We start from the raw sequence: 21,875 nt of genomic DNA, 5'->3' as shown, positions 1-21,875 counted from the left end.
GAACCCTGATGTCGAGCCCCGCACTGCGCCAGCGCTACCTCGCTGACTCGGTCACGACCGCGACCCCGGGTCGCCTGCTGGTCATGCTCTACGACCGGCTCTGCCTCGACCTGGCCCGCGGCGCGGACGCCGTCGACGCCGGTGACCGCTCCGCCGCGTCGGAACTGCTGCTGCACGCCCAGGACATCCTGTTGGAGCTGCAGGGTTCCCTGCGCCCGGAGGCCTGGGACGGCGGCAAGGAACTGGCCGGGATCTACGCGTTCCTGCTCGCGGCGCTGATGCGCGCCAACATCGCCCAGGACGCCGCCGCGGTGCGCGCGGCACTGGGCATCGTCGAGCCGCTGCGCGACGCCTGGCGGGAGGCTGTCGAGGCCCTCCCCGCGGCGAACGGCAAGTCGTGAGCGGCACGGCGAGCGCGTGGAACCTGGCCTGGGCCCAGGCGCTCGACCGGCTGGAGTCCGATGTGGCCTCCGCGGAGGCGTTGCTGCTCGAGGAGCACATGCTCCGCGAGCTGCCCAGGTTCGACCCGTGGACGCCACCGGCCGGTCTCGGGCCGCTGCCGCTGGACATGCGCCCGCGCGCGGACGCCGTGCTGCGCAGGCAGTTGGAGGTGGCGACCAAGCTCGCCGCCGCCATGTCCGGTGCCGCGATGCACTCGCTGGTGATCGGCAAGATGGTCGAGGACCGGCGCGACCCGGCCCGGCCCAGCTACGTCGACGTGGCCATGTGAGCCCCGACGTGACCGCGTGACCAACTGAAGAAGACCCGCGGCCGGGTTAGCCCGGCTGTGTGAACGACCGCGCCCGCGACCACCTCCTCCCAGGTCGCGGGCGCGGTCCGTGTGCGTGCCCGGTGCGTGCGTCCGGTGTGGACTCCCGATGATCTCCCCCGCGCACCCCTGTGATCGGGGTCACCAGGATGACCATGCGGTTGACCTGGTGGAAGAGCACCCGAGTGGCAACCGAACGACGACCGGTGCACCACCGCTGCCGGCTCATTCTTCTTCCAACGGAGCCGAAGAAGCGCCTGAGCACGGATCGCTCAGAGTCACCCGCCACGGATCGGCGACCACCCGGCACGAAGGAGCACCGGTCGTGTTCGACGATCTCACCACGCAGGCCGTGCGGGCCTCGCTCGACGGTCTGGCGATGCGCCAGCGGGTGCAGGCCAACAACATCGCCAACATCGAGACCCCCCACTTCAAGGCCAAGAAGGTCGAGTTCGAGACCGCGTTGGCCCAGGCGATCTCGAGCGGCGATGGCGCCAAGGGCGTGCGGGCGTCGTTCTCGACCTCGAACCTGGCCGCCAGGCAGGACGGCAACAACGTCAACCTCGACGAGGAGACGTTGGGCTCCACCGAGACCGGGCTGCGCTACCAGCTGATGCTGCGCGCCATGGACGACCGGTACGGGCTCGTGAGCACCGTGCTGAAGGGTGTGCGCTGATCATGTTCAACATCATCGACACCGCCGCCAGTGGCGTCTCGGTGCACCGCAAGTGGCTCGACGCGGTCTCGGACAACATGGCCAACATCAACAACGTCGCCTCGACGACCGGCAACGCGTTCCAGGAGCGGTTCGTGGTGGCCAAGGAGCTCCCGACGCACAACGGGACCGTGGTCTCCCAGGTGCTCTCCGGCGACAAGACCGGCCGGATGGTCTACGAGCCCACCCACCCGCTCGCCGACGCCGGTGGCTACGTGCGCTACCCGGACATCGACCTCAGTGAGCAGATGGGCTACCTGATCATGGCCCAGCGCGGTTACCAGGCCAACATCGCCGCCGTCGAGCGGGCCACCTCGGCCTACCAGGCCGCACTCAACCTCGGGAAGAACGCGTGAGCAGCCCCATCAGCGCGGTGACATCCGCGATCGCCCCGCCCGCCGTCGTCGCCCCCATCTCCCTCGGCGAGACCTCCGCTGCCGAGTCGGCCTCCGGGTCCGGCTTCGGCGCGATCATCGGCAAGGCGTTGGAGAGCAGCCAGCAGGTGCAGGACCGGGCGAGCGCGCTGGCCGTCAAGGCCGCCACCGGGTCCGACATCGACGTGCACAACTACCTCGCCGCGGCCACTGAGGCCAACCTGACCACCCAGCTCACGGTCCAGGTCCGCAACAAGGCCATCGAGGCCTTCCAGGAGATCATGAGGCTGCAGGCATGAACCAGGACCGGATCATGGTGCTGCTCCGCCGCGTTGTGGACGGCTTCAAGGCCTTCTCGCTCGGCCAGAAGATCGTCGTCGTCGCCGGTGCCCTCGTCGCGGCCATCGGGATCTGGGTCTACTTCAGCTTCTTCGCCGCGACCACGAACTACTCGCCGCTGTTCACCAACCTCGCGGCCAAGGACGCCTCGGCGATCGTCGACGAGCTGACCGCCGCCGGGACCCCCTACGAGCTCGCCGACAGCGGCACCACCGTGATGGTGCCCGCCGACCAGCTCTACGCGCTGCGGTTGAAGATGGCCAGCTCCGGCCTGCCCGCCTCCGAGGACACCGGCTACTCGCTGCTCGACCAGCAGGGCGTGACCACCTCGGAGTTCATGCAGCAGGTCACCTACCAGCGCGCGCTCGAGGGCGAGCTGACCAAGACGATCAAGTCGATCGACGGCGTCACCGCGGCCACCGTGCACCTGGCGATCCCCACCAAGGACGTCTTCTCCGACGACTCCAGCAAGCCCACCGCGTCGGTCATGGTGGCCACCGCGGGCGGCAAGAAGCTCTCCGCCGAGCAGGTCCAGACCGTCGTGCACCTGGTCGCCTCCGCGGTCGAGAACATGGACCCGGACAACGTGACGGTGGCCGGTTCCGACGGCACCGTGCTCGCCGCGCCCGGCCAGGGCGACTCGGGTTCCACCAGCACCCGCCAGCAGGAGACCGCCGCCTACGAGCAGCGCCTGTCCAGCTCGCTGCAGTCGCTGCTGACCCAGGTCGTCGGGCCCAACCACGCGGTGGTCAAGGTGACCGCGGACCTGGACTTCGACACCTCGGAGACCAAGAGCCAGACGTACACCAAGTCCGACGCCCCCGCGCTGTCGGAGAGCACCACCGACGAGACCTACACCGGCACCGGTGCGGGCGCGGCTGGCGCGAACGGCGGCGTCCTGGGCCAGACCAACGGCACCGAGGGCGACACCACCAGCACCGGTACCGGCACCACCGACGGCAACGGCACGTACTCGCAGCAGAAGGCGGTCCGCGACAACGCGGTCAACTCGGTCATCGAGACCCGCCAGAACGCGCCGGGCCAGGTCCGCAAGCTCGGCGTCGCGGTGCTGCTCGACGAGACGACCGCCGCCGGTGCCGACATGGCGCAGATCCGCGAGCTGGCCGCCTCCGCGGTCAGCCTGGACACCACCCGGGGCGACACCCTCGCGGTCACCTCGATGAAGTTCAACACCGCGACCGCCGACGCCGCCCAGCAGGAGCTGGCAGCGCAGACCGCCGACGCGGGCAAGGCCGAGCAGCTGTCGCTGATCAAGCAGGGCGCCGCCGCGCTCGCGGTCGTGGTGCTGCTGCTGGTGACCTGGTTCGCCAGCCGCCGCCGCCGCAAGCGCAACCGGGTGCTGCAGGCCGCGGAGATGCAGCGGCTCGACGAGATCAAGGCCGAGCTGGAGCGCACCAGGGCCGTGGCCCTGGAGGCCGCTGGCGAGAAGGCCCGGTTGGAGTCGGCAAGCGAGCTGACCGCCATCGGTGGCGGCCTCGGCGGCGACGCCGACGGCGGCCAGCAGGAACGCAAGCTCAAGGAGATCGAGGCGCTCGTCGACGAGCAGCCCGACGAGGTGGCCAGGCTGCTGCGCGGCTGGCTCGCGACGAAGGGGGCCTGACCACCATGACCGACTCCGCCAACACCCCCGAGGGCCTGCGCAAGGCCGCGGTGCTGCTGCTGAAGATGGGCAAGGACGGCTCGGCCAAGGTGCTCTCCAAGCTGCGCGAGGCCGAGGTGGAGATGCTCTCCGCCGAGGTCGCCCGGCTCGGCGCGGTCGACGCCAGCTACACCACCAACGTGCTCGACGAGTTCCACGCGATGGCCAAGGCGCGCAAGCACGTCGCGCACGGCGGCATGGACTACGCCCGCGAGCTGCTCATCGAGACCCTGGGCCACGACCGCGCCGACGAGATCGTCGACCGCATCGGGGCGACCATGGTGGACGTGCCGTTCCGCTTCCTGCAGCGGGCCGAGCCCCGCCAGGTGCTCTCGTTCGTGCAGGATGAGCACCCGCAGACGGTGGCGCTGGTGCTGGCGCACATGCCCGCCAACCTGGCCTCCGCGGTCCTCGGTGGGCTCGCCCCCGAGCGGCAGAGCGAGGTCGCGCTGCGGGTGGCGACCATGGGCCGCACCTCCCCGGAGATCGTGCGCAAGCTGGAGAACCAGCTCGAGCGCAAGCTGTCCTCGCTGCTGCAGCCCTCCGACGTCTCCACCATCGGTGGTGTCGGTCCGCTGGTGGACATCATCAACCGGTCCGACCGGGCGACCGAGCGCTCCATCCTCGACGGCCTGGCCAAGCGCTCGCCCGAGCTGGCCGACGAGATCCGCAGCCAGATGTTCATGTTCGAGGACCTGGTCGGCATCGAGGACAAGTCGCTGCAGCTGGTGCTGCGCAACGTGTCCCCCGCGGACCTGGCCACCGCGCTCAAGGGTGTGCGCGAGGACGTGCGCGACAAGGTGCTGCGCAACCTGTCCGAGCGCGCCGCGGAGAGCCTGGTCGAGGAGATCGAGGTGCTCGGCTCGATCCGCCTGCGGGTCGTCGAGGAGGCCCAGGCCAAGATCATCGGCGAGATCCGCACGCTCGAGGAGTCCGGTCAGATCGTGCTGCGGCGGGGGGATGACGATGAGTTCGTCGCCTGAGCGGATCGGGACCGTGGTGCGCGGCGACGACGCCGCCGTGCCGTTCCAGATCGGGGTCACCTCGGTCAACCAGTCCGGCCGCGCCGGTGCGCACGCCGAGGGCTACGCCACCGGCTGGGCGCAGGGCATGCGCGAGGCGCGCGAGGCCACCACGGCCGCCCGCGCCAGCGCCCAGGCCGAGCTGGACCGGCTGCTGGCCGACCGCGCCACCCGCACCGCGCTCGCGGTGTCCGCGGTGGACGACGCGGTGCGGCAGGTGCTGGGCACCACGGTGCGCCGCGCCGAGGACATGGCCGCCGAGGTGCTGGCCGCCGCGGTGGAGTTGGCCGAGGCGATGCTGGGTACCCAACTCTCGACCGCGGTCGCCGAGAGCGCGCGGGCCGGGCTGGAGCGGGCCATCAGCGGCCTGCCCGCCACCGCGTCGGTGACCGTGCGGGTGAATCCGCTCGACCTGGCCGAGCTCACCGCGAACGGCGACCCCACCCCCGGCAAGCAGGTGACCCTGATCGGGGACCCAGGTGTGGCGCGCGGCGACGCGATCGCCCAGACCGCGGTCTCCACCGTTGACGCGACCCTCGGCGCCGCACTCGCCAGGGTCAGGGCGGAGTTGGCACCGTGACCAGCACCCTGCGCGAGAGCGCCTTCGGCGAGCGGTTCGCCGCGCTGCTGCCCGTCGCGCGGCCCAGCCGCACCGGCGTGGTCGTCGGCGTGGTCGGCCTCGCGGTGACCGTGGCGGGCATCGTGGCCCGCATCGGCGACCTGGTGCGCATCGGCCCGCAGGAGCAGCCGCTGCTCGCCGAGGTCGTCGCGCTCGACCACGAGCGCGTGGTGTGCCTGCCGCTGGGCCCGCTCGGTGGCGTCGGCGTCGGCAGCCCGGTGGTCAACACCGGTGGCCCGCTGCGCATCGCGGTGGGCGAGGAGCTGCGCGGCCGGGTGCTCGACGGCCTGGGCAACCCGATGGACGGCGGCCCGCCGCTGACCGGCCTCGCCCGGGTCTCGGTGGACATGGCGCCGCCATCGGCGATGGAGCGCTCGCTGATCAGCGAGCCGCTGCAGCTGGGTGTGCGCGCGCTGGACACGATGGTCCCCTGTGGACACGGGCAGCGCATCGGCATCTTCGCGGGCTCCGGCGTCGGCAAGTCCAGCCTGCTGTCGATGATCACCCGCGGCACCCAGGCGGAGATCACCGTGATCGCGCTGATCGGCGAGCGCGGCCGCGAGGTGCGCGAGTTCCTGGAGAACGACCTGGGCCCCGAGGGCCTGGCCCGCTCGGTGGTCATCGTGGCGACCTCCGACCAGCCGCCGCTGGTGCGGCTGCGCGCCGGGTTCGTGGCGACCCGCATCGCCGAGTTCTACCGCGACACCGGCAGGAACGTGCTGCTGATGATGGACAGCCTGACCCGCATCGCCATGGCGCAGCGCGAGGTCGGCCTCTCCGCGGGCGAGCCGCCCGCGACCCGCGGCTTCCCGCCGTCGGTGTTCGCGCTGCTGCCGACCCTGCTGGAGCGGGCCGGGCCCGCCCCGGTCGGCGGCATCACCGGGCTCTACACCGTGCTGGTGGAGGGCGACGACCACAACGAGCCGATCGCCGACGCGGCCAGGTCCATCCTGGACGGTCACGTGGTGCTCGACCGCAAGCTGGCCACCGCGGGCCACTTCCCCAGCATCGAGGTGCTGGAGTCGGTGTCGCGGGTGACCGGTGCCATCACCACCCGCGAGCAGCGGACCGACTCCGCGACGCTGCGCAGGCTGCTCGCCGCCCAGCGCGACGTGCGCGAGCTGGTGGAGATCGGCGCCTACGTGCCGGGCACCAACCCCGACGCCGACCGGGCGCTGGCGCTGCGCGGCCCGATCAACGACTTCCTGCGCCAGAGCATCGACGACCAGGTCCCCGCGACCGCGGCCTGGGAGCAGTTGGCGCAGCTGCTGCACGGTTCCGCACCCACCGGTGGAGGGCACTGATGACGATCCGCACCAAGTTGGCCGCCGTCCTGCGCGCCCGCCGCGCCCAGGAGGACATCGCCAAGAGCGCGGTCACCATGGCCAACGCCCGGCTGACCGAGGCGGGCTCCTACGTGGAGTCGCGCGCGGAGTCGATGCGGGCGTGGTCCGGGCCGCGCGACGGGGACGCCACCAGCTACCTGGCCGCCGTCGCCGCGGGCCGCGCGCTGGCGTCGGCACTGAGCGAGGCACGCGCCCACGAACGGGCGATGCGCTCTGAGTCGGAAGTGGAGGCCGGGCGGCTGCGCGAAGCCGCACAGCGTCGCCGCGGCGTGGAAAAACTCGTCGAACGGGTGACTGAGGAAGAACGCCTCGCGAATCTTGCCGCCGAGCAGCGAGTTGCCGATGAAGTGGCCGGGCAACGGCGCGGTGACGCGCGGACCGACGGGCCGGGAGGCAACCTGTGAGCGGTATCCAGGCGATCATGTCGCGGATGGCGGAGATCAACGCGTTGGTCGTGCCGTCCACCCGCGCGGCGGAGAGCACCTCGAGCTCCGAGTTCGCCGCGACGCTGAGCGGGGCGCTCGGCGACGCCAACGCCGGGTCGGCCACCGGTGCCGACGCGGTCACCGCGGCCCAGAAGTACATCGGCGTGCCCTACGTGTGGGGCGGCACCGACCCGGCGACCGGTCTGGACTGCTCTGGCCTCGTGCAGCAGGTCTACGGCGACCTGGGTGTCGACCTCCCCCGGGTGAGCCGCGACCAGGCCAAGGTCGGCACCGCCGTCCCGTCGCTCGACCAGGCCAAGCCCGGCGACCTGGTCGCCTTCGGCTCGCCGGTGCACCACATCGGCATCTACATCGGCGACGGCAAGATGATCCACGCGCCCGAGGCGGGCCAGGACGTCAAGGTCGGCAAGGTCTACGAGACCCCGACCGCCATCCGCCGGGTGCTGCCGGAGACCAGTTCCAGCACCTCGTCGCTGTCGAACCTCTCGGGCCTGTCGAACCTGTCCGGGCTGTCGAGCCTCTCCAGCCTGACCGGCGCCGACTCGCTCACCGCGCTCACCGGCAAGTACGGCGTGTCCAGCGGCGGCTCCTCCGCCTACTCCGCGCTGTTCACCCAGGCCACCCAGAAGTACGGCCTGCCGACCGGCCTGCTCTCCGCGGTCGCCAAGGCCGAGTCGAACTACAACCCCAACGCGGTCAGCGGCGCGGGCGCCCAGGGCCTGATGCAGATCATGCCCGCCACCGCCAAGGGCCTCGGCGTCGACGCGATGAACCCGACGCAGGCCGTCGACGGCGCCGCCCGGCTGCTCAAGAGCCACCTGGAGACCTTCGGGTCGGTCCCGCTGGCGCTGGCCGCCTACAACGCGGGCCCGGGCGCGGTGCGCAAGTACGACGGCATCCCGCCCTACAACGAGACCCAGAACTACGTCCGCAAGATCATGGCGAACCTGAACTCCGGAGTCGCGGCATGACCATCCCCGGTTTCACCCCGGCGCTGACCAGGCCCACCACCGCCACCACGACGGCCACCACGGCCGAGAGCGCGCCGAACGGGGACCAGCCCGGCACCGACACCACCCCCGCCTTCGCGGACCTGTTGCAGGCGCTCGCGATCGGGGGCACTCCCACGCCCGCCACCACCACCCCCACCGCCACCACTGCCGGCCTGCCCGGCGAGATCGGCGCGCGCGCCGAGGGCGAGCAGACCGAGACCGATACCACCGCCGCGCTCATGTCGGCCATGGTCGTGCCGACTCTCGGGCTACCCTTCGCGGCCGCCCAGCCGGTGACCGCGAACGCGGAGCAGGCCAAGGGCACGCCGGACGCGGTGACCGCCCCCACCCAGCCCGCACCGGGTGACCAGGCTCCCGCCGCCGCGGCGTCCCGCCCCGCCGCGGCGGCGGTGTCCACCGCGGACGCCAACGGCTTCGTCGAGGTCCCCGCAGCAGGCGCCCCGAAGTCCCCGGCGCGGGCGGCCACCGAGGCCGTGAGCCCGCAGCAGACGGCCGCGGGTGCCGAGTCCGCGAGCGCGGACGCGAGCACCGCGGAACTGCCCGCGGGCGCCGTGACCACCCCGGTCGTCGGGGGTACGGGAGCGGAACAGGTGCCGACCGGCGGCGAGACGGGTGCAGGCCTGGAGTCGGCCACCGGGGCTGCCGACAACCCCTTCGTGGACAACACCACCACCCTGTCGGCCAGCGCGCCGACCACCCACTCCGGGACCGTGCGGGCCGAGGCCCAGCAGACGGCCCCGGTCGACGGCGTCGTGGTGCCCACCGCCCAGGCCGACGGCACCGCCGCCGCGACCGCGATCCCCACCCAACCGACGGCGAGCACGGCTCCCGCGGCGGAGAAGCCGCAGTCGGGCACCGGGGACACCGCGACGTCCGCGACGTCCACCGCGGTGGGCCAGGGCACCACCCAGGCCACCTCGGAGAAGTCCACCAAGGACGACTCGGCCAAGGACGACGACAAGCAGGCCGCGCCCGGCGTTGACGCCACCGCGCTGGTCGAGCCGACCGCACTGTCCACCCAGGAGTTCGCGGTGGAGGTCGTTCGGGCGTCCACCCAGGACCAGGGCACCGTGACCACCCCCGCGGCGGCCGCACCGGTCACCGTACCGGTCGCCACGGTCGACCTGGCCCGCGTGCAGGCGGTCGACACCCCGGCCGCGCCGCAGGCGCCGCACGCCCCCGTGCACACCCAGAACGCGCACCAGCTGGCCGCCGAGCTGAGCCCGCTGCGCGGCCACAACGGCGAGCACACGCTCACCGTGCACCTGCACCCGGTCGACCTCGGCCCGGTCAGCCTGACCGCCCGGATCTCCGGTGGCGACATCCACCTCGACCTGGGCAGCGCGACTGAGGCGGGCCGCGAGGCGCTGCGCGCCGCGCTGCCGGAGCTGCGCCGCGAGTTGGAGCAGGCCGGGTTCGGCTCGTGCCAGCTCAGCGACGGCGCCTACTCGGGCACCGACCGGGGCGCGGGCGACCAGTGGTCGCAGCGCGCCCAGTGGGACCAGTGGACCGCCTCGGCCGCCAGGCGCGAGACCGCGGCGACCGCCAAGACCAGCCTGCCCGCGACCACCACGTCGACCGGCCCGGCCGCACCCGCGCGCACCGCGGGTGTGCTCGACCTGCACGCCTAGGAGCGAGGAGATCCATGACCACCCCCATCTCGGGTGCCGCGACGACGCAGACCGCCGCGTCGAGCAGCACCAAGGGCAGCCCGCTGACCGCGCTGGACTCCCAGGCCTTCCTCAAGCTCCTCGTCGCCCAGCTGCGCTACCAGGACCCGAGCAGCCCGGCCGACCCCACCGCCTTCATGACCCAGACCGCGACGCTGACCCAGGTGGAGAAGCTGTCGTCGCTCGCGGAGTCGCAGACCAGCATGCTCACCTCCACGCTGAGCGCGCAGGCGAGCGCCCTGGTCGGCAAGTCGGTCAGCTACAAGACCAAGGTCGACGGCGAGACCCTCACCGGCACCGTCACCGCCGCCACCTTCGGCGCGAGCCCGACGGTGCGCATCGGCTCCGCGGACGTCCCGCTCGCGCTGGTCACCGGTCAGCGCACCGTCTGACCCAGCGCCACCAAGCACTCCCCCGGGACCAGCTCCACACCGGACGGTCCCCACACGACAGACCCCACCGACAGACCTCAGCGTCGAACACGAGAAGAAGGCTGGAAACCACATGTTGCGTTCCCTCTTCGCGGGCATCAGCGGCCTGCGCAGCCACCAGACCATGATGGACGTCACCGGCAACAACATCGCCAACGTGAACACCAGCGGGTTCAAGAGCTCGGCGGTGGTCTTCGAGGACGCGCTCAGCCAGAGCATCCGCACCGCCGCCGCGGCGGGCGCCAACACCGCCGCGCAGAACCCCGCGCAGGTCGGCCTCGGCGTCAAGACCGCGGGCACCAGCGTGAACTTCACCCAGGGCAACAGCCAGCTGACCAACCGCACCGGCGACATGCTCATCCAGGGTGACGGCTTCTTCGTCATCGACAACGCGGGCCAGCAGGCCTACACCCGCGCGGGCTCGATGGCCTCCGACGCCCAGGGCCGCCTCACCTCCGCCGACGGCGGCCTGGTGCAGGGCTGGATGGGCACCGCGGGCGTCATCGACCAGACCCAGCCGATCGGCGCGCTGACCATCGACTCCACCACCTACGCCAGCTACTCGCTGTCCCCGGACGGCACCCTGGTCGGCATCCTGGCCTCCAACGGCCAGCAGCAGAACATCGGCCGCATCGCGATCGCCAAGTTCTCCAACGTCACCGGTCTGGAGAAGATCGGCGGCTCGCTCTACCGCGCCACCGCCAACTCCGGCGCCGCCCAGGTCAACGCCCCGGGCAGCAACGGCATGGGCGTGCTGGTCTCCGGCGCGCTGGAGATGTCCAACGTGGACCTCGCCCAGGAGCTGACCAACCTGATCATCGCCCAGCGCGGGTTCCAGGCCAACTCGAAGATCATCAGCACCTCCGACGAACTGCTCCAGGACCTGATGAACCTCAAGCGCTAGCGGTTAGGGCGGGCGGTTCACCTCAAGGAGGTGAACCGCCCGCCGATGTCTTGACAAGCGGGGTCCACGGAGGGGCCCAACCAAACGGCACCCCAAGGACGGACGCTGTGATCTTGCTGAATCGGCTCAACGGCCAACCTTTCGCCCTCAACCCGGACTTGCTCGAACGCGCCGAGTCCACCCCCGACACGGTCATCACGCTGGTCAACGGTGCCAAGTACGTCGTGGCCCAGTCGCTCGACGAGCTGGCGGCGCTGGTGCGCGAGCACCGCGCGGTCATCCTCGGCCAGGCCCAGGAGGCCGCCGAGCACGGCTACCGGACCGGACCCACCCTCGTCGAGGACGGCGAGGCCACGTTGCTGCACCTGCCGGAGAGGGGGATCTGATGGACCCGGCAAGCCTGGCGGGCATGGGGCTCGCCCTCATCGCCATCGTCGTCTCCATGCTCATGGAGGGCGGCGACCCGATGTCGATCATCCTCCTGCCGCCCATCATCCTGGTCTTCGTCGGCACCTTCGGCGTGGCCATGGCCAGCGGCATGATGAAGGACGCCATCGGCGTGGTCGGCCTGATGAAGCGCGCGATGCTCTCGCCCAAGATCGAGGCGGGCGCGGTCATCGACACCGTGGTCAAGCTCGCCGACCGGGCCCGCCGCGAGGGCCTGCTCGCCCTGGAGGACGAGGCCAAGAAGGTCGAGGACCCGTTCCTGCGCAAGGGCCTGGAGCTGGCCATCGACGGCACCGACTCCGACGAGGTCCGCGACATCCTCGAGTCCGAGATCGACACCAAGCGCAAGCACGACAAGGTCGGCGCCAAGATCTTCACCGACATGGGCGGCTTCGCGCCGACCATCGGCATCATCGGCACCGTGCTCGGCCTGGTGCACGTGCTGGAGAACCTGGCCGACCCCAGCGAGCTGGGCCACCTGATCGCGGGCGCCTTCGTGGCGACGCTGTTCGGCGTGATGACGGCCAACGTGTTCTGGCTGCCGATGGCCAACCGGCTCAAGCGGATCAGCGAGCTGGAGTGCGAGCAGATGATGCTCGCCCTCGAGGGGGTGCTGGCCATCCAGGCCGGGTCCAACCCGCGACTGGTCGCCCGCAAGCTGCGCAGCCTGGTGCCTGCCAGCGGTGAACAGGACAAGGCAGCCTGATGTCCGGCGGCGGCAAGCGCAAGCGCGGCGGCCACGAGGAGGAGCACGAGAACCACGAGCGGTGGCTGCTCACCTACGCCGACATGATCACCCTGCTGATGGTGCTGTTCATCGTCATGTTCGCGATGTCCACTGTGGACGCGAAGAAGTTCGACCAGCTCAAGGAGAGCCTGGCTGGCGCGTTCGGCGGCAGCCAGTCGCTGGTGGTCGGTGGTGCCTCAGGCAGCCCGGACACCGCGGGGGTCAGCCCCGACAAGATCGACCTGCAGTCGGCGGCCGGTGGTGAGGGCGCCGACGTGACCACGATGAGCAAGAGCGACGCGGAGAAGGCGGTCCAGCAGTCCGACCGGGCCAAGGCCGCCGCCGACCTGGAGAAGGCCCGCGAGGAGGTCGCCAAGCTGCGCGAGGTGCAGAAGAAGATGACCGAGCTGCTGGCCAAGGCGGGGCTCACCGACTCGGTGCAGTTCACCATCGACCAGCGCGGCCTGGTCGTCACGATCATCACCTCCTCGGTGGTGTTCGCGGGCGACAGCGCCGAGCTGCTGCTGCAGGGCAAGGAGGTGCTCGACGCGATCTCGCCGTCGCTGGCCCTGCTGCCCAACCACCTGGAGATCGGCGGCCACACCAACCAGCTGCCGGTGCCCACGCGCAACTACCCCAGCTCCTGGGAGCTGTCCACGGCGCGGGCCTCCAGCGTGGTGCGCTACCTGCTCGGCCACGGGGTGCCCTCGTCGCGGATGACCGCGGCGGGCTACGCCGACACCAAACCGCTCTACGACCCGAGCGACCCCCTCTCGGTGACCCGCAACCGGCGGGTCGAGGTGGTCGTGATGTCAGACCAGTCAGCCGAGGTCAAGGCACTGCTGCCGACCGCGGCGACCGAGAAGTGATCCGGAGGGAGGAACCATGGGCAAGACCGATGACAAGAAGACCGCCGAGACCGACGCGCCGGAGAAGAAGGGCAACAAGAAGCTGCTGCTGATCCTGGTGCTCGTGGTACTGCTCGGCGGGGGTGGTGGGGCGTACTTCATGTTCTTCCGCACCCCCAGCGAGCCCGCTCCCCCGGAGCCCGGCGAGGTCCTGGTGCTCGACTCGGTGACGATGAACCTCACCGACGGGCACTACCTCAAGCTCAAGCTGGCGCTGCAGGCCACCGTCGACGTGACCGAGAAGCTCGACGGCAGCAAGGCGCTCGACCTGGCCGTGGCCCAGTTCAGCAACAAGTCCGTGGCGGAGCTGTCGAGCAACGCCGCGCGCGAGGAGCAGAAGAAGGAGCTCAAGGAGAAGATCGCCGAGGCCTACGAGGACGAGGTGATGGACATCTACCTCACCGAGTTCGTCATGCAGTAGGTCGTCACGCTGCCACGCGGTAGTCGACGCACACAGGAGTCACCTCACGGAGTCGCCCAGCACGGAGTACGACGCGCGGGTCCGACCGGCCACCAGCCCGGCCGGTCGGACCACCCCCTGATCGGACCGGGGACCCACCCAGCCCGGGTCCCCGGTCCGATCAGGACACCGGGCCCCGCCACGACGAAGATCCTTCCGGGACACCAGCCCCCCGATCGGATGACCGTCCACTCGCGAGCCCGATGTCACCCGATAGGACGACATCGGGTGGTTGTGCGCTCAGATCCACCGCGACCCGGCCGATAGAGGCCACGTGCAGACTCCTTCGTCATCACCGGGCCGTCGGGCTGGCGGCGCGAAGACCGGCGGGCTCGTCACCGATGGCCGCGCGCTGGCCAGCTACGACTTCCTGCGCCCGGCGAAGCTGCCGCGCGAGCACCTGCGCACGCTCCAGCTCGCCTACGAGACCTTCTCGCACCGGTTGGCCATCCTGCTGACCTCGCAGCTGCGGGTGGTCTGCCGCGTCGGCGTGGCCGCGGTGGACCAGATCTCCACCGACGAGTTCCTCGCGCGCGAGACCGAGCCGGTCGTCGTGGCGCCGCTGCGGTTCGACCCGCTGCCGGGCACCGCCATCCTGGAGCTCCCGCAGGTCACCGCGCTGACCCTGATCGACCACCTGCTCGGCGGTCCCGGCGGCAAGCAGCACGTGCGGCCGCTGACCGACCTGGAGACCCCGCTCATCCGGGACCTGCTCGCCGACGTGCTGACCGAGCTCAAGATCGGCCTGGCCGAGTTCGTCCGGGTGGACCCGATCCTGGGCGCCCTGGAGTACAACCCGCAGCTGGTGCAGGTCGGCGGACCGGCCGACGTCATGGTCACCGCGAACTTCGAGCTGACCGTCGGCGAGGCCGAGAGCACGCTGACGCTGACCGTCCCGCTGCAGTCCGTGCTGCCCTCCTTGCAGCGCCACAGCGAGAGCGCCGAGACCACCGCCGGTGAGCGCGCCGCCCAGCAGGCCGCCCGCGACCTGCTCACCCAGGGCCTGCGCGAGGTGCCGGTGGACGTGGCGGTCCGCTTCGCCCCGGCCAAGCTGCGCTCCAACGACCTGTTCGACCTGCGCCCCGGTGACCTGCTCTCGCTCGGGCACCCGGTGAGCCGCCCGCTCGACATCACCACCGCCGGTCGGGTGTTCGGCCACGCCGTCGCCACGAAACAGGGCAACCGCCTCGCCTGCCAGGTCGTGTCCGCGAACAAGGAGGACTTCCCCGGATGAGCACCAGCACGCACACCGACTCCGCCGCCGCCGTGCGCGCCGCCGCCGAGGCCGCGTTGACCGTGTTGCCCGCCAGCGAGGCGCTCACCGTGGGAACCCCCGTCTCCGACGCCTCGACCCTCGCCCTGCCCGGCGCGGCCGTCTGCGCGGACCTCAGCGGGCAGACGCAGGGCACCCTGGCCGTGCTGGTCAACCAGGAGCTGGTCGAGGCGCTCAAGTCGAGCCCGCTGGGCGAGCTGGACCTGGGCGCGGCGGTGGCGCCCGCGCTGGAGGCCGCCGCCAAGGTGCTCGGCTCGGTCGCGGGCCCCGGCAGGCAGACCACCCCGGAGGCCGCGCTGGCCTCGATGGCCGAGAGCGGCGCGCTGGTCGGCGTCCCGCTGACCGCCGGTGCCGCCATGCAGGCCGTCATCGCGCTGTCCACCCCGCAGCCGAGCACCCCCGCGCCGCGCCAGGCCGGTGCGCCGAGCCGCTCGGCCGCCTCGGCGATGGACCTGCTCAGCGGCGTCGAGATGGAGGTGACCGTCGAGCTCGGCCGCACCAGGATGACCGTGCGCGAACTGCTCTCGCTCGGCTCCGGCTCGGTCATCGAGCTGGACCGGGCGGCCGGGGCGCCCGCCGACGTGCTGGTCAACGGCAGGCTCATCGCGCGCGGCGAGATCGTGGTCATCGACGAGAACTTCGGGATCCGGATCACCGAGATCCTGGCGGGCGCGGCGGCGGACGCCATCTGATGGCCGAGCTGCTGCGGGTGTTCATCGCCCTGCTGCTGGTGCTCGCCGCGCTCTGGGTGGCCGCCCGGCTGGCCAGGCGGCCGATGCGCAACCGGCGCCGCGGCGGCACGATGGACGTGCTCGCGCGCACCCAGCTCTCCCGCGGCGCCAGCGTCACCGTCGTGCAGGTGGACCAGACCGCGCTGGTGCTCGGGGTGACCGACCACCAGGTGAACCTGCTGCACATCGCCGACGTGGCGTCCTTCGCGCCGCCGGAGCCGCGCCAGGCCCCGGACAAGACGGGCACCGCCGTGGACAGCCCCGGCGGGTCGTCCACCTCGGACAAGCCGGGTGTGCTGACCGGGTCGGCGTTGTCGCCGAGCACGTGGAAACAGGCGTTGGACGCGTTGCGCGAGCGGTCGGTGCGCAAATGAGGTCGGCGCGCCCGGGCCGGTTCCGCCGCTCCAGCGTGCTCGCGCTGCTGGTGGTCCTCATCGGACTGCTCGGCGCGACCGGGTCCGCCTCCGCGCAGCCGGGGTCCGCCGCGGCGCCGGTCGCGGTGGCCCAGCCCTCGGGTCCGACCGGCCCCACCGAGCCCAACGACGCCGTCACGGTGACCGTGGGGACCCCGGAGAAGCCGTCGGAGTCCATCGTCATCCTGCTGCTGCTGACGACGCTGTCGGTCGCGCCGTCGCTGCTGCTGCTGTGCACCAGCTTCACCAAGGTCTTCGTTGTGCTCAGCATCACACGCAATGCCCTTGGATTGACCAACGTCCCGCCGAACCAGGTGTTGGCTGGGTTGGCGCTCTTCTTGAGCCTCTTCATCATGGGACCGGTGGTCAGCGAGGTGAACGCGCAAGGAGTGCAGCCCTATCTCAACGGCGAGAAGTCCCAGTCCGTCGCGTTCACCGACGGGATGAAGCCGCTGCGGGAGTTCATGCTCAAGCAGACCCGCCCCGAGGAGATCGCGCTGTTCACCAAGGTCGCGGGCGACGAGAAGCCCGCGACCGCCGCCGATGTCCCGACCACCACCCTGATCCCGGCCTTCGTGCTCTCGGAGCTGCGCGCGGCGATGCTCATCGGCTTCGTGCTGTTCATCCCGTTCCTGGTCATCGACATGGTCGTCTCGGCGTCGCTGATGTCGCTGGGCATGATGATGCTGCCCCCGGTGACCGTCGCGCTGCCGTTCAAACTCCTGTTGTTCGTGCTCGCCAATGGCTGGGGCCTGCTCATCACCGCCCTGGTCGGCACCTACTCGTAAGGGAACGCCGTGAACGACACCACCATCATCGAGCTGGGCGTGCAGGCCATGCTGGTCACCGGCAAGCTCGCCGCGCCGATCCTGCTCACCGCGCTCGTCGTCGGCTTCGGCATCTCGCTGTTCCAGTCGGTCACCCAGATCCAGGAGGTGACGCTGTCGTTCGTGCCCAAGGCGATCGGGGTCGCCGCCGCGCTGCTGCTCACCGGCAGCTGGATGGTGCACGAGATCGTCAGCTTCACCGGTGGCCTCTACGAGCGGATCCCGTCGCTGGTCGGTTGATCCGGTGGAGGCCCAGCTCGCCCCAGGCACGCTCCCGGCCCTGCTGCTGGCCGTGATCCGGGCCGTGGCGTGGCTGATCACCTGCCCCCCGTTCAACGGGCGGGCGATCCCGGGCGCCATCAAGGCCATGCTCGGCGTGGCGATCGTGCTGCCGGTGGTGCCGAAGCTGGCCGGTGACGTGCCGAGCGCGGAGACCTGGGCGCTGGCCATCAGCGCGGTGGAGCAGGTGCTGATCGGCGCGGGGTTGGGCTTCCTGACCGCCGTGATCTTCGCGGGGGTGCAGGCCGCCGGTGACCTGCTCGACGTGTTCGGCGGGTTCTCGTTGGCCTTCGCCTACGACCCGCTCTCGTTCTCCGGCAACGCGGGTGTGCTCGGCCGGTTCTACGGCCTGACCGCCACCGCGTTGATGTTCGCCACCGACGCGCACCAGTTGGTGATGCGCGGCTTCACGCTTTCGTATGAAGCGGTTCCACTCAGCGGTGGGTTCTCCCTCGAACGGTTGTCGAACCTGCTCACCAGCGGGCTGGGGCGGTTGTTCCTGGCCGCGGTGCTCATCGCCGGGCCGATGATCGTGGTGCTGTTCTGCGCCGACATCGGCCTCGGCCTGCTCAACCGAGTCGCACCCGCGCTGAACCCGTTTTCCGTGGGTTTCCCTGCCAAGGTGGGTCTCACGCTGGTGATGGTCGGGCTGGCCATCACCCTGCTCCCGCAGGCGGTGCACGCCATCGCCGAGGAAGCGACCAACGCCGTACTGAAAGCGATCGGGCGATGAGCGCGAACAAGGACGCCACCGAGAAGCCGACACCGAAGAAGCTCAAGGAGGCCAGGTCCCAGGGGCAGACCGCCCGCACCCAGGACCTCGGCGCGTGGGCGGCGGTGCTGGTCGCGACCTGGGTCATCCCGGGTGTCTTCGGTGACCTGTTCGACAGCAGCGCGCAGCTGCTGCACCGGGTCGGCAAGTTCATCGCCAACCCCGACCAGGCCGAGGCGTTCGCCATCCTCGGCGAGGCCTTCGGCAACGGCGCCGCCGCGATCGCCCCGCTGCTGGGCGCGACCCTGCTGGCGGTGCTCGCGGGCGCCGGTGTCCAAGGTGGACTGCGGCCCGCGATCAAGCTGCTCAAGCCGAACTTCAAGCGGCTCAACCCGCTCTCGGGCATCAAGCGGATGTTCGGCCCGCAGTCGGCGTGGGAGCTGGTCAAGACCCTGCTCAAGTGCGGCATCCTCGGGGTGGTGCTCTACACCGCGGTCAAGGACCTGATCCCCACCATCATGGGCTCCGGCTCGCTGCCGCTGCAGTCGCTGGTCGCCACCCTGGGCGACACGGTGCTCTCGCTCATCCGCCTCGCCGCCGTCGCCGGTCTCGCCATGGGCATCGCCGACTACCTGGTCGCCAAGCGCCGGGTCGGCAAGGAGCTGCGGATGACCAAGCAGCAGATCAAGGACGAGCACAAGAACACCGACGGCAACCCGGAGATCAAGGGCCAGATCCGCTCCCGGCAGCTGGCCATGAGCCGCAACCGGATGATGTCCGACATCGCCACCGCCGACGTCATCATGGCCAACCCCACCCACGTCGCGGTGGCGTTGCGCTACGACCCCGACAAGGGCGCCCCCCGCGTCGTGGCCAAGGGCGCCGGCGAGATCGCCGCCAAGATCCGCGAACTCGCCACCGAACACCGCGTCCCGATCGTCCGCGACATCCCCCTGGCCCGCGCCCTGTACAAGGCCTGCGAGGTGGGCCAGGAGATCCCGGTCGACCTCTTCGGCCCCGTGGCCCACGTACTGGCCTTCCTGCACCGCCTCCGCTCCCGCGGCTCCGCCGCAGGCACCCACAACATGCCCGCGGAAGCAGCGGCCTGATCCCCCTCGCTCAGCCGTGTGGCCCCGGTCTTCCCGGGGCCACACGGCTTTGCCGGTGCGCCGTCAGGAGATGGTGACGGACTTGCAGCCGAGCAACCGGTTCCCACCCGCGCTGCCGGGAGCGTTGATCCCGTAGGCGCACGCCGACCCGGGACGATGCCGCCGCAGGTCACCTCGAACCCGTTGGTCGATCCACTCGCGGTGTGCACGACGCCCACGTCCGGCCGGTCCAGGTTGGCGGTCGTCGCGACGCCGTGCTCGGGTGTCACGTACGCGTGCACGGCGATCGGCGCCGAGGTGTCCGGGTCACGCGCCCACCCGCGGAACCGGACACCCGTCGCGTCCTGGCTGACGACGTCGAGATTCCCGACGGACGACCCGGGGGACGCGCCTTCCCGAACCGTCCCGAACCGCCACACCCGGACGGTCCACCCCGCGGCGGCGACCCAGCGCTGCACCGACTTGACGCACTCCCCGGCTGGTTTAACCCGGTCGGTCGGCTTGTGCCCACCCCGGCCGGTCCCTCGTCCGCCGCGAGAGCGTTCGGCAGGCAGCGGGGGCGAGCGGGTGGCGGAGACACCTGGCTACCACGTCTGGCGTGGAGATCCCGTTGTCGAAGCGCGGGGGTCTCAGCCTGCGGAAGGCCTGGTGGCGGTGTGGGTGACGGGTATGTTGGCGGTGGCCCGCCCTCGAGGCCTCGTGGTGGGGGGTTCGACGAAGGGTGCGCTGGATGCCGGACGAGTTCTCCGACCTGGTCGCGGTGGTCGATGATGTGACCGGGTTGGTCGGGCGGACGCCGCTGGTGCGGCTGAAGCGGGTCACCCGGGGGGCGCCCGCGGCGGTGTTGGTGAAGGTGGAGGCGGCCAACCCGGCGGGGAGTTCGAAGGATCGGGCGGCGCTGTCGATGGTTCGGGCCGCGGAGGCCTCCGGTGATCTCAAGCCGGGTGGGGTGATCTTCGAGGGGAGCTCGGGCAACACCGGGATCGCGCTGGCGATGATCGGTGCGGCGCTGGGCTACCAGGTGGTCGTGGTGGTGCCGGACCGCAGCAGCCAGGAGAAGTTGGGGTTGTTGCGGGCCTACGGCGCGCGGGTCGTGATCACGCCCGCGCTGCTGCCCGCCGACCACCCCGACCAGGTGCGCGCGCTCGCCGCCCGGCTGGCCGCCCAGACCCCCGGCGGGTGGTACGCGGGCCAGTACGACAACCCCGCCAACATCGACGCCCACTACTCGACGACCGGCCCGGAGATCTGGGCGCAGACCGGCGGCCGGGTGACGCACCTGGTCGCCGGGATCGGCACCGGCGGCACGCTGACCGGCGCGGGCCGCTACCTGCGGGAGGTGTCCGGCGACCGGGTCCAGGTGGTCGGCGCGGACCCGGAGAGCTCGGTGTACGGCGGCGGCTCGGGTCGTCCGCACCTGGTCGAGGCGACCGGCCGCTTCGTGCACCCGGACACCGGCACCGACGTCTGGCCCCGGTCCTACGACCCGTCGGTCGCCACGACCGTCCGGCAGGTGCCCGACCGGGCGTCGATCACGATGACCCGCGCCCTCGCCAGGGAGGAGGGCCTGCTGCTCGGCGCCTCCGGCGGGTTGGCCGTGGCGGCCGCGGTCGCGCTGGCGCACACGCTCGGCCCGGACGACGTGGTCGTGGCCATCGCGCCCGACTCGGGCCGGTCCTACCTCAGCAAGTACTTCGACGACGACTGGGTGAGCAGCCGCGGGTTCGGGCCCGAGACCGGGCAGGTCCCGGCGGCGGCGCTGGTCAGCGAGACGATCGCGCACTCGGCGACCGTGGAGCAGGCCAGGGCGGCGCTGCGGCGCGGGCACTCGCTCCCGGTCGTGGTGCGGCCCGACGAGCAGGTGGAACCGGTGACCGTCGCCCAGGTCATCGGCTCGGCGTCGCCCGCGGACCTGCGGGACGCCGCCGCGGAGGACCTCGTGGCCGACCACCTGGGACCGGCGCTGCCCATCGCGGGCGTGCACGAGTCGGTGGCGAGCGTGCGCGACCGGCTCACCCCGGCCCAGGACGCCGTCGTGATCACCCACGACGGGCTGGTGGTCGCCGTGCTCCCCCGGTCCGGGCTCGACGACCGGACGACGGCGATCGGCGAACTCGTCGACGCGCCGCGCGGCTAATGGGGAGGCGGGGCGCGCGCACCCGGTAGTAGGGTTTTCCGGCGCCTGATCGGCGTCGCGGACGAACCCCCTGGACACCTTGTGATGAGCGGTGATCGCGCGCCCGCGGGCCGGGCCGAACTGGAAGCCGAGCGCGAGCACCTCGCCTACGCCGTGGACTGCTTGCGGCGCAGCAGGACCGAGTTGCTGGAGATGGCCGAACGGGCCATGAGGACCAGTGACGACGAGATGGTCATCTGGTTGCTGCGGCGGGCCCAGCAGATCGCGGAGGACGACGGGCTGCCGCTGTTCTTCGGCCGGGTGGAGCTCGACGACCCGGCCGTCGGGATCGTCTACATCGGGAGACGCCACGTCGGCGATCCCGCGCGCGACGGCGAGATCGTGGTCACCGACTGGCGAACACCGCTCGCGGCGAGCTTCTACCGGGCGAGCCGGGCGGACCCGATGGGCGTGCTGCGCAAGCGGCGGTTCGGGTTCGCCGAGGACAGCACGCTCACCAGCTTCGACGACGAGCCGGTGCGCGAGGCGGACGGGGATTGAGCGC

General features: G+C 71.5%; 27 protein-coding genes. All 27 read left to right on the top strand.

Features of this window, described 5'->3' with window-relative positions; translation table 11 throughout:
* The first annotated feature begins 8 nt into the window (after positions 1-8).
* The 27 genes from fliS (at position 9) to LV79_RS30115 (ending at position 21,871) form a co-directional block, all read left to right on the top strand.
* The gene (fliS, locus tag LV79_RS30245) at positions 9-401 is read left to right on the top strand and encodes a flagellar export chaperone FliS (protein WP_253841696.1); all 393 of its coding nucleotides are present in this window, start codon (positions 9-11) and stop codon (positions 399-401) included.
* Entirely contained in the window at positions 398-730 is a 333-nt protein-coding gene (locus tag LV79_RS30240; RefSeq protein ID WP_253841695.1) for a hypothetical protein, read from the top strand. The genes fliS and LV79_RS30240 overlap by 4 nt, the downstream gene beginning before the upstream one ends.
* 364 nt (positions 731-1,094) lie before the next feature.
* Complete coding sequence (locus LV79_RS30235; RefSeq protein ID WP_253841694.1) at positions 1,095-1,445, top strand: flagellar basal body rod protein FlgB; 351 nt, start codon at positions 1,095-1,097, stop codon at positions 1,443-1,445.
* A gap of 2 nt (positions 1,446-1,447) precedes the next feature.
* Complete coding sequence (locus LV79_RS30230) at positions 1,448-1,840, top strand: flagellar basal body rod protein FlgC (RefSeq protein WP_253841693.1); 393 nt, start codon at positions 1,448-1,450, stop codon at positions 1,838-1,840.
* A complete protein-coding gene (fliE, locus tag LV79_RS30225; protein WP_253841692.1) occupies positions 1,837-2,157 on the top strand; it encodes a flagellar hook-basal body complex protein FliE in 321 nt (106 codons plus the stop codon). The genes LV79_RS30230 and fliE overlap by 4 nt, the downstream gene beginning before the upstream one ends.
* Positions 2,154-3,818, top strand: coding sequence for a flagellar basal-body MS-ring/collar protein FliF (gene fliF, locus LV79_RS30220; RefSeq protein WP_253841691.1), 1,665 nt, complete (start codon positions 2,154-2,156; stop codon positions 3,816-3,818). Before fliE ends, fliF begins: the two co-directional genes overlap by 4 nt.
* A 5-nt stretch (positions 3,819-3,823) precedes the next feature.
* Entirely contained in the window at positions 3,824-4,840 is a 1,017-nt protein-coding gene (gene fliG, locus LV79_RS30215; protein WP_253841690.1) for a flagellar motor switch protein FliG, read from the top strand.
* Complete coding sequence (locus tag LV79_RS30210) at positions 4,824-5,459, top strand: FliH/SctL family protein (RefSeq protein WP_253841689.1); 636 nt, start codon at positions 4,824-4,826, stop codon at positions 5,457-5,459. Before fliG ends, LV79_RS30210 begins: the two co-directional genes overlap by 17 nt.
* Complete coding sequence (locus LV79_RS30205; protein ID WP_253841688.1) at positions 5,456-6,802, top strand: FliI/YscN family ATPase; 1,347 nt, start codon at positions 5,456-5,458, stop codon at positions 6,800-6,802. Before LV79_RS30210 ends, LV79_RS30205 begins: the two co-directional genes overlap by 4 nt.
* On the top strand, positions 6,802-7,248 hold the full coding sequence (locus LV79_RS30200) for a flagellar FliJ family protein (protein ID WP_253841687.1): 447 nt from the start codon (positions 6,802-6,804) through the stop codon (positions 7,246-7,248). The genes LV79_RS30205 and LV79_RS30200 overlap by 1 nt, the downstream gene beginning before the upstream one ends.
* Positions 7,245-8,261: a transglycosylase SLT domain-containing protein gene (locus tag LV79_RS30195; protein WP_253841686.1), complete on the top strand. Its 1,017-nt coding sequence runs from the start codon at positions 7,245-7,247 to the stop codon at positions 8,259-8,261. The genes LV79_RS30200 and LV79_RS30195 overlap by 4 nt, the downstream gene beginning before the upstream one ends.
* Positions 8,258-9,934: a flagellar hook-length control protein FliK gene (locus LV79_RS30190; RefSeq protein ID WP_253841685.1), complete on the top strand. Its 1,677-nt coding sequence runs from the start codon at positions 8,258-8,260 to the stop codon at positions 9,932-9,934. Before LV79_RS30195 ends, LV79_RS30190 begins: the two co-directional genes overlap by 4 nt.
* A 14-nt stretch (positions 9,935-9,948) precedes the next feature.
* Entirely contained in the window at positions 9,949-10,365 is a 417-nt protein-coding gene (locus LV79_RS30185; RefSeq protein WP_253841684.1) for a flagellar hook assembly protein FlgD, read from the top strand.
* A 112-nt stretch (positions 10,366-10,477) separates the two neighbouring features.
* Positions 10,478-11,308, top strand: coding sequence for a flagellar hook-basal body complex protein (locus LV79_RS30180; RefSeq protein ID WP_092784044.1), 831 nt, complete (start codon positions 10,478-10,480; stop codon positions 11,306-11,308).
* Positions 11,309-11,415: 107 nt separating this feature from the next.
* Complete coding sequence (locus LV79_RS30175; protein ID WP_253841683.1) at positions 11,416-11,694, top strand: flagellar FlbD family protein; 279 nt, start codon at positions 11,416-11,418, stop codon at positions 11,692-11,694.
* Entirely contained in the window at positions 11,694-12,461 is a 768-nt protein-coding gene (locus LV79_RS30170; protein WP_253841682.1) for a flagellar motor protein, read from the top strand. The genes LV79_RS30175 and LV79_RS30170 overlap by 1 nt, the downstream gene beginning before the upstream one ends.
* A complete protein-coding gene (locus tag LV79_RS30165) occupies positions 12,461-13,351 on the top strand; it encodes a flagellar motor protein MotB (RefSeq protein ID WP_253841681.1) in 891 nt (296 codons plus the stop codon). Before LV79_RS30170 ends, LV79_RS30165 begins: the two co-directional genes overlap by 1 nt.
* A gap of 16 nt (positions 13,352-13,367) precedes the next feature.
* Positions 13,368-13,811, top strand: coding sequence for a flagellar basal body-associated FliL family protein (locus LV79_RS30160; RefSeq protein WP_253841680.1), 444 nt, complete (start codon positions 13,368-13,370; stop codon positions 13,809-13,811).
* A gap of 313 nt (positions 13,812-14,124) precedes the next feature.
* The gene (locus tag LV79_RS30155; protein ID WP_253841679.1) at positions 14,125-15,084 is read left to right on the top strand and encodes a flagellar motor switch protein FliM; all 960 of its coding nucleotides are present in this window, start codon (positions 14,125-14,127) and stop codon (positions 15,082-15,084) included.
* Positions 15,081-15,815 carry a flagellar motor switch protein FliN gene (gene fliN, locus LV79_RS30150; protein ID WP_253841678.1) on the top strand — a complete coding sequence of 245 codons (735 nt, stop codon included), beginning with the start codon at positions 15,081-15,083 and terminating at the stop codon, positions 15,813-15,815. The genes LV79_RS30155 and fliN overlap by 4 nt, the downstream gene beginning before the upstream one ends.
* Positions 15,815-16,228, top strand: coding sequence for a flagellar biosynthetic protein FliO (gene fliO / locus LV79_RS30145; protein ID WP_253841677.1), 414 nt, complete (start codon positions 15,815-15,817; stop codon positions 16,226-16,228). The genes fliN and fliO overlap by 1 nt, the downstream gene beginning before the upstream one ends.
* Positions 16,225-17,055: a flagellar type III secretion system pore protein FliP gene (gene fliP / locus LV79_RS30140; RefSeq protein ID WP_253841676.1), complete on the top strand. Its 831-nt coding sequence runs from the start codon at positions 16,225-16,227 to the stop codon at positions 17,053-17,055. The genes fliO and fliP overlap by 4 nt, the downstream gene beginning before the upstream one ends.
* A gap of 9 nt (positions 17,056-17,064) precedes the next feature.
* A complete protein-coding gene (gene fliQ / locus LV79_RS30135) occupies positions 17,065-17,334 on the top strand; it encodes a flagellar biosynthesis protein FliQ (RefSeq protein ID WP_092784065.1) in 270 nt (89 codons plus the stop codon).
* A 4-nt stretch (positions 17,335-17,338) separates the two neighbouring features.
* The gene (locus LV79_RS30130) at positions 17,339-18,106 is read left to right on the top strand and encodes a flagellar biosynthetic protein FliR (RefSeq protein WP_253841675.1); all 768 of its coding nucleotides are present in this window, start codon (positions 17,339-17,341) and stop codon (positions 18,104-18,106) included.
* Complete coding sequence (locus LV79_RS30125; protein WP_253841674.1) at positions 18,103-19,194, top strand: EscU/YscU/HrcU family type III secretion system export apparatus switch protein; 1,092 nt, start codon at positions 18,103-18,105, stop codon at positions 19,192-19,194. Before LV79_RS30130 ends, LV79_RS30125 begins: the two co-directional genes overlap by 4 nt.
* A gap of 730 nt (positions 19,195-19,924) precedes the next feature.
* The gene (locus LV79_RS30120; RefSeq protein ID WP_253841673.1) at positions 19,925-21,331 is read left to right on the top strand and encodes a PLP-dependent cysteine synthase family protein; all 1,407 of its coding nucleotides are present in this window, start codon (positions 19,925-19,927) and stop codon (positions 21,329-21,331) included.
* Positions 21,332-21,415: 84 nt separating this feature from the next.
* Positions 21,416-21,871 (top strand): hypothetical protein, encoded by a 456-nt coding sequence (locus LV79_RS30115; protein WP_253841672.1) that lies wholly within the window; start codon positions 21,416-21,418, stop codon positions 21,869-21,871.
* Positions 21,872-21,875 lie beyond the last annotated feature (4 nt).

Source organism: Actinokineospora globicatena (genome assembly GCF_024171945.1).
Taxonomy (GTDB): Bacteria; Actinomycetota; Actinomycetes; order Mycobacteriales; family Pseudonocardiaceae; genus Actinokineospora; species Actinokineospora globicatena.
This window is presented reverse-complemented; position numbering and strand designations above follow the sequence as displayed.

Bases quoted from the DNA above. Each gene is read 5' to 3' on its own strand.
- LV79_RS30170 (WP_253841682.1), top strand. From the start codon at position 11,694: ATGGACCCGGCAAGCCTGGCGGGCATGGGGCTCGCCCTCATCGCCATC.
- LV79_RS30160 (WP_253841680.1), top strand. From the start codon at position 13,368: ATGGGCAAGACCGATGACAAGAAGACCGCCGAGACCGACGCGCCGGAG.
- LV79_RS30230 (WP_253841693.1), top strand. From the start codon at position 1,448: ATGTTCAACATCATCGACACCGCCGCCAGTGGCGTCTCGGTGCACCGC.
- fliN (WP_253841678.1), top strand. From the start codon at position 15,081: ATGAGCACCAGCACGCACACCGACTCCGCCGCCGCCGTGCGCGCCGCC.
- fliO (WP_253841677.1), top strand. From the start codon at position 15,815: ATGGCCGAGCTGCTGCGGGTGTTCATCGCCCTGCTGCTGGTGCTCGCC.
- fliF (WP_253841691.1), top strand. From the start codon at position 2,154: ATGAACCAGGACCGGATCATGGTGCTGCTCCGCCGCGTTGTGGACGGC.
- fliP (WP_253841676.1), top strand. From the start codon at position 16,225: ATGAGGTCGGCGCGCCCGGGCCGGTTCCGCCGCTCCAGCGTGCTCGCG.
- fliG (WP_253841690.1), top strand. From the start codon at position 3,824: ATGACCGACTCCGCCAACACCCCCGAGGGCCTGCGCAAGGCCGCGGTG.
- LV79_RS30115 (WP_253841672.1), top strand. From the start codon at position 21,416: ATGAGCGGTGATCGCGCGCCCGCGGGCCGGGCCGAACTGGAAGCCGAG.
- fliS (WP_253841696.1), top strand. From the start codon at position 9: ATGTCGAGCCCCGCACTGCGCCAGCGCTACCTCGCTGACTCGGTCACG.
- LV79_RS30165 (WP_253841681.1), top strand. From the start codon at position 12,461: ATGTCCGGCGGCGGCAAGCGCAAGCGCGGCGGCCACGAGGAGGAGCAC.
- LV79_RS30180 (WP_092784044.1), top strand. From the start codon at position 10,478: ATGTTGCGTTCCCTCTTCGCGGGCATCAGCGGCCTGCGCAGCCACCAG.
- LV79_RS30200 (WP_253841687.1), top strand. From the start codon at position 6,802: ATGACGATCCGCACCAAGTTGGCCGCCGTCCTGCGCGCCCGCCGCGCC.
- LV79_RS30210 (WP_253841689.1), top strand. From the start codon at position 4,824: ATGAGTTCGTCGCCTGAGCGGATCGGGACCGTGGTGCGCGGCGACGAC.
- LV79_RS30125 (WP_253841674.1), top strand. From the start codon at position 18,103: ATGAGCGCGAACAAGGACGCCACCGAGAAGCCGACACCGAAGAAGCTC.
- LV79_RS30185 (WP_253841684.1), top strand. From the start codon at position 9,949: ATGACCACCCCCATCTCGGGTGCCGCGACGACGCAGACCGCCGCGTCG.
- LV79_RS30120 (WP_253841673.1), top strand. From the start codon at position 19,925: ATGCCGGACGAGTTCTCCGACCTGGTCGCGGTGGTCGATGATGTGACC.
- LV79_RS30190 (WP_253841685.1), top strand. From the start codon at position 8,258: ATGACCATCCCCGGTTTCACCCCGGCGCTGACCAGGCCCACCACCGCC.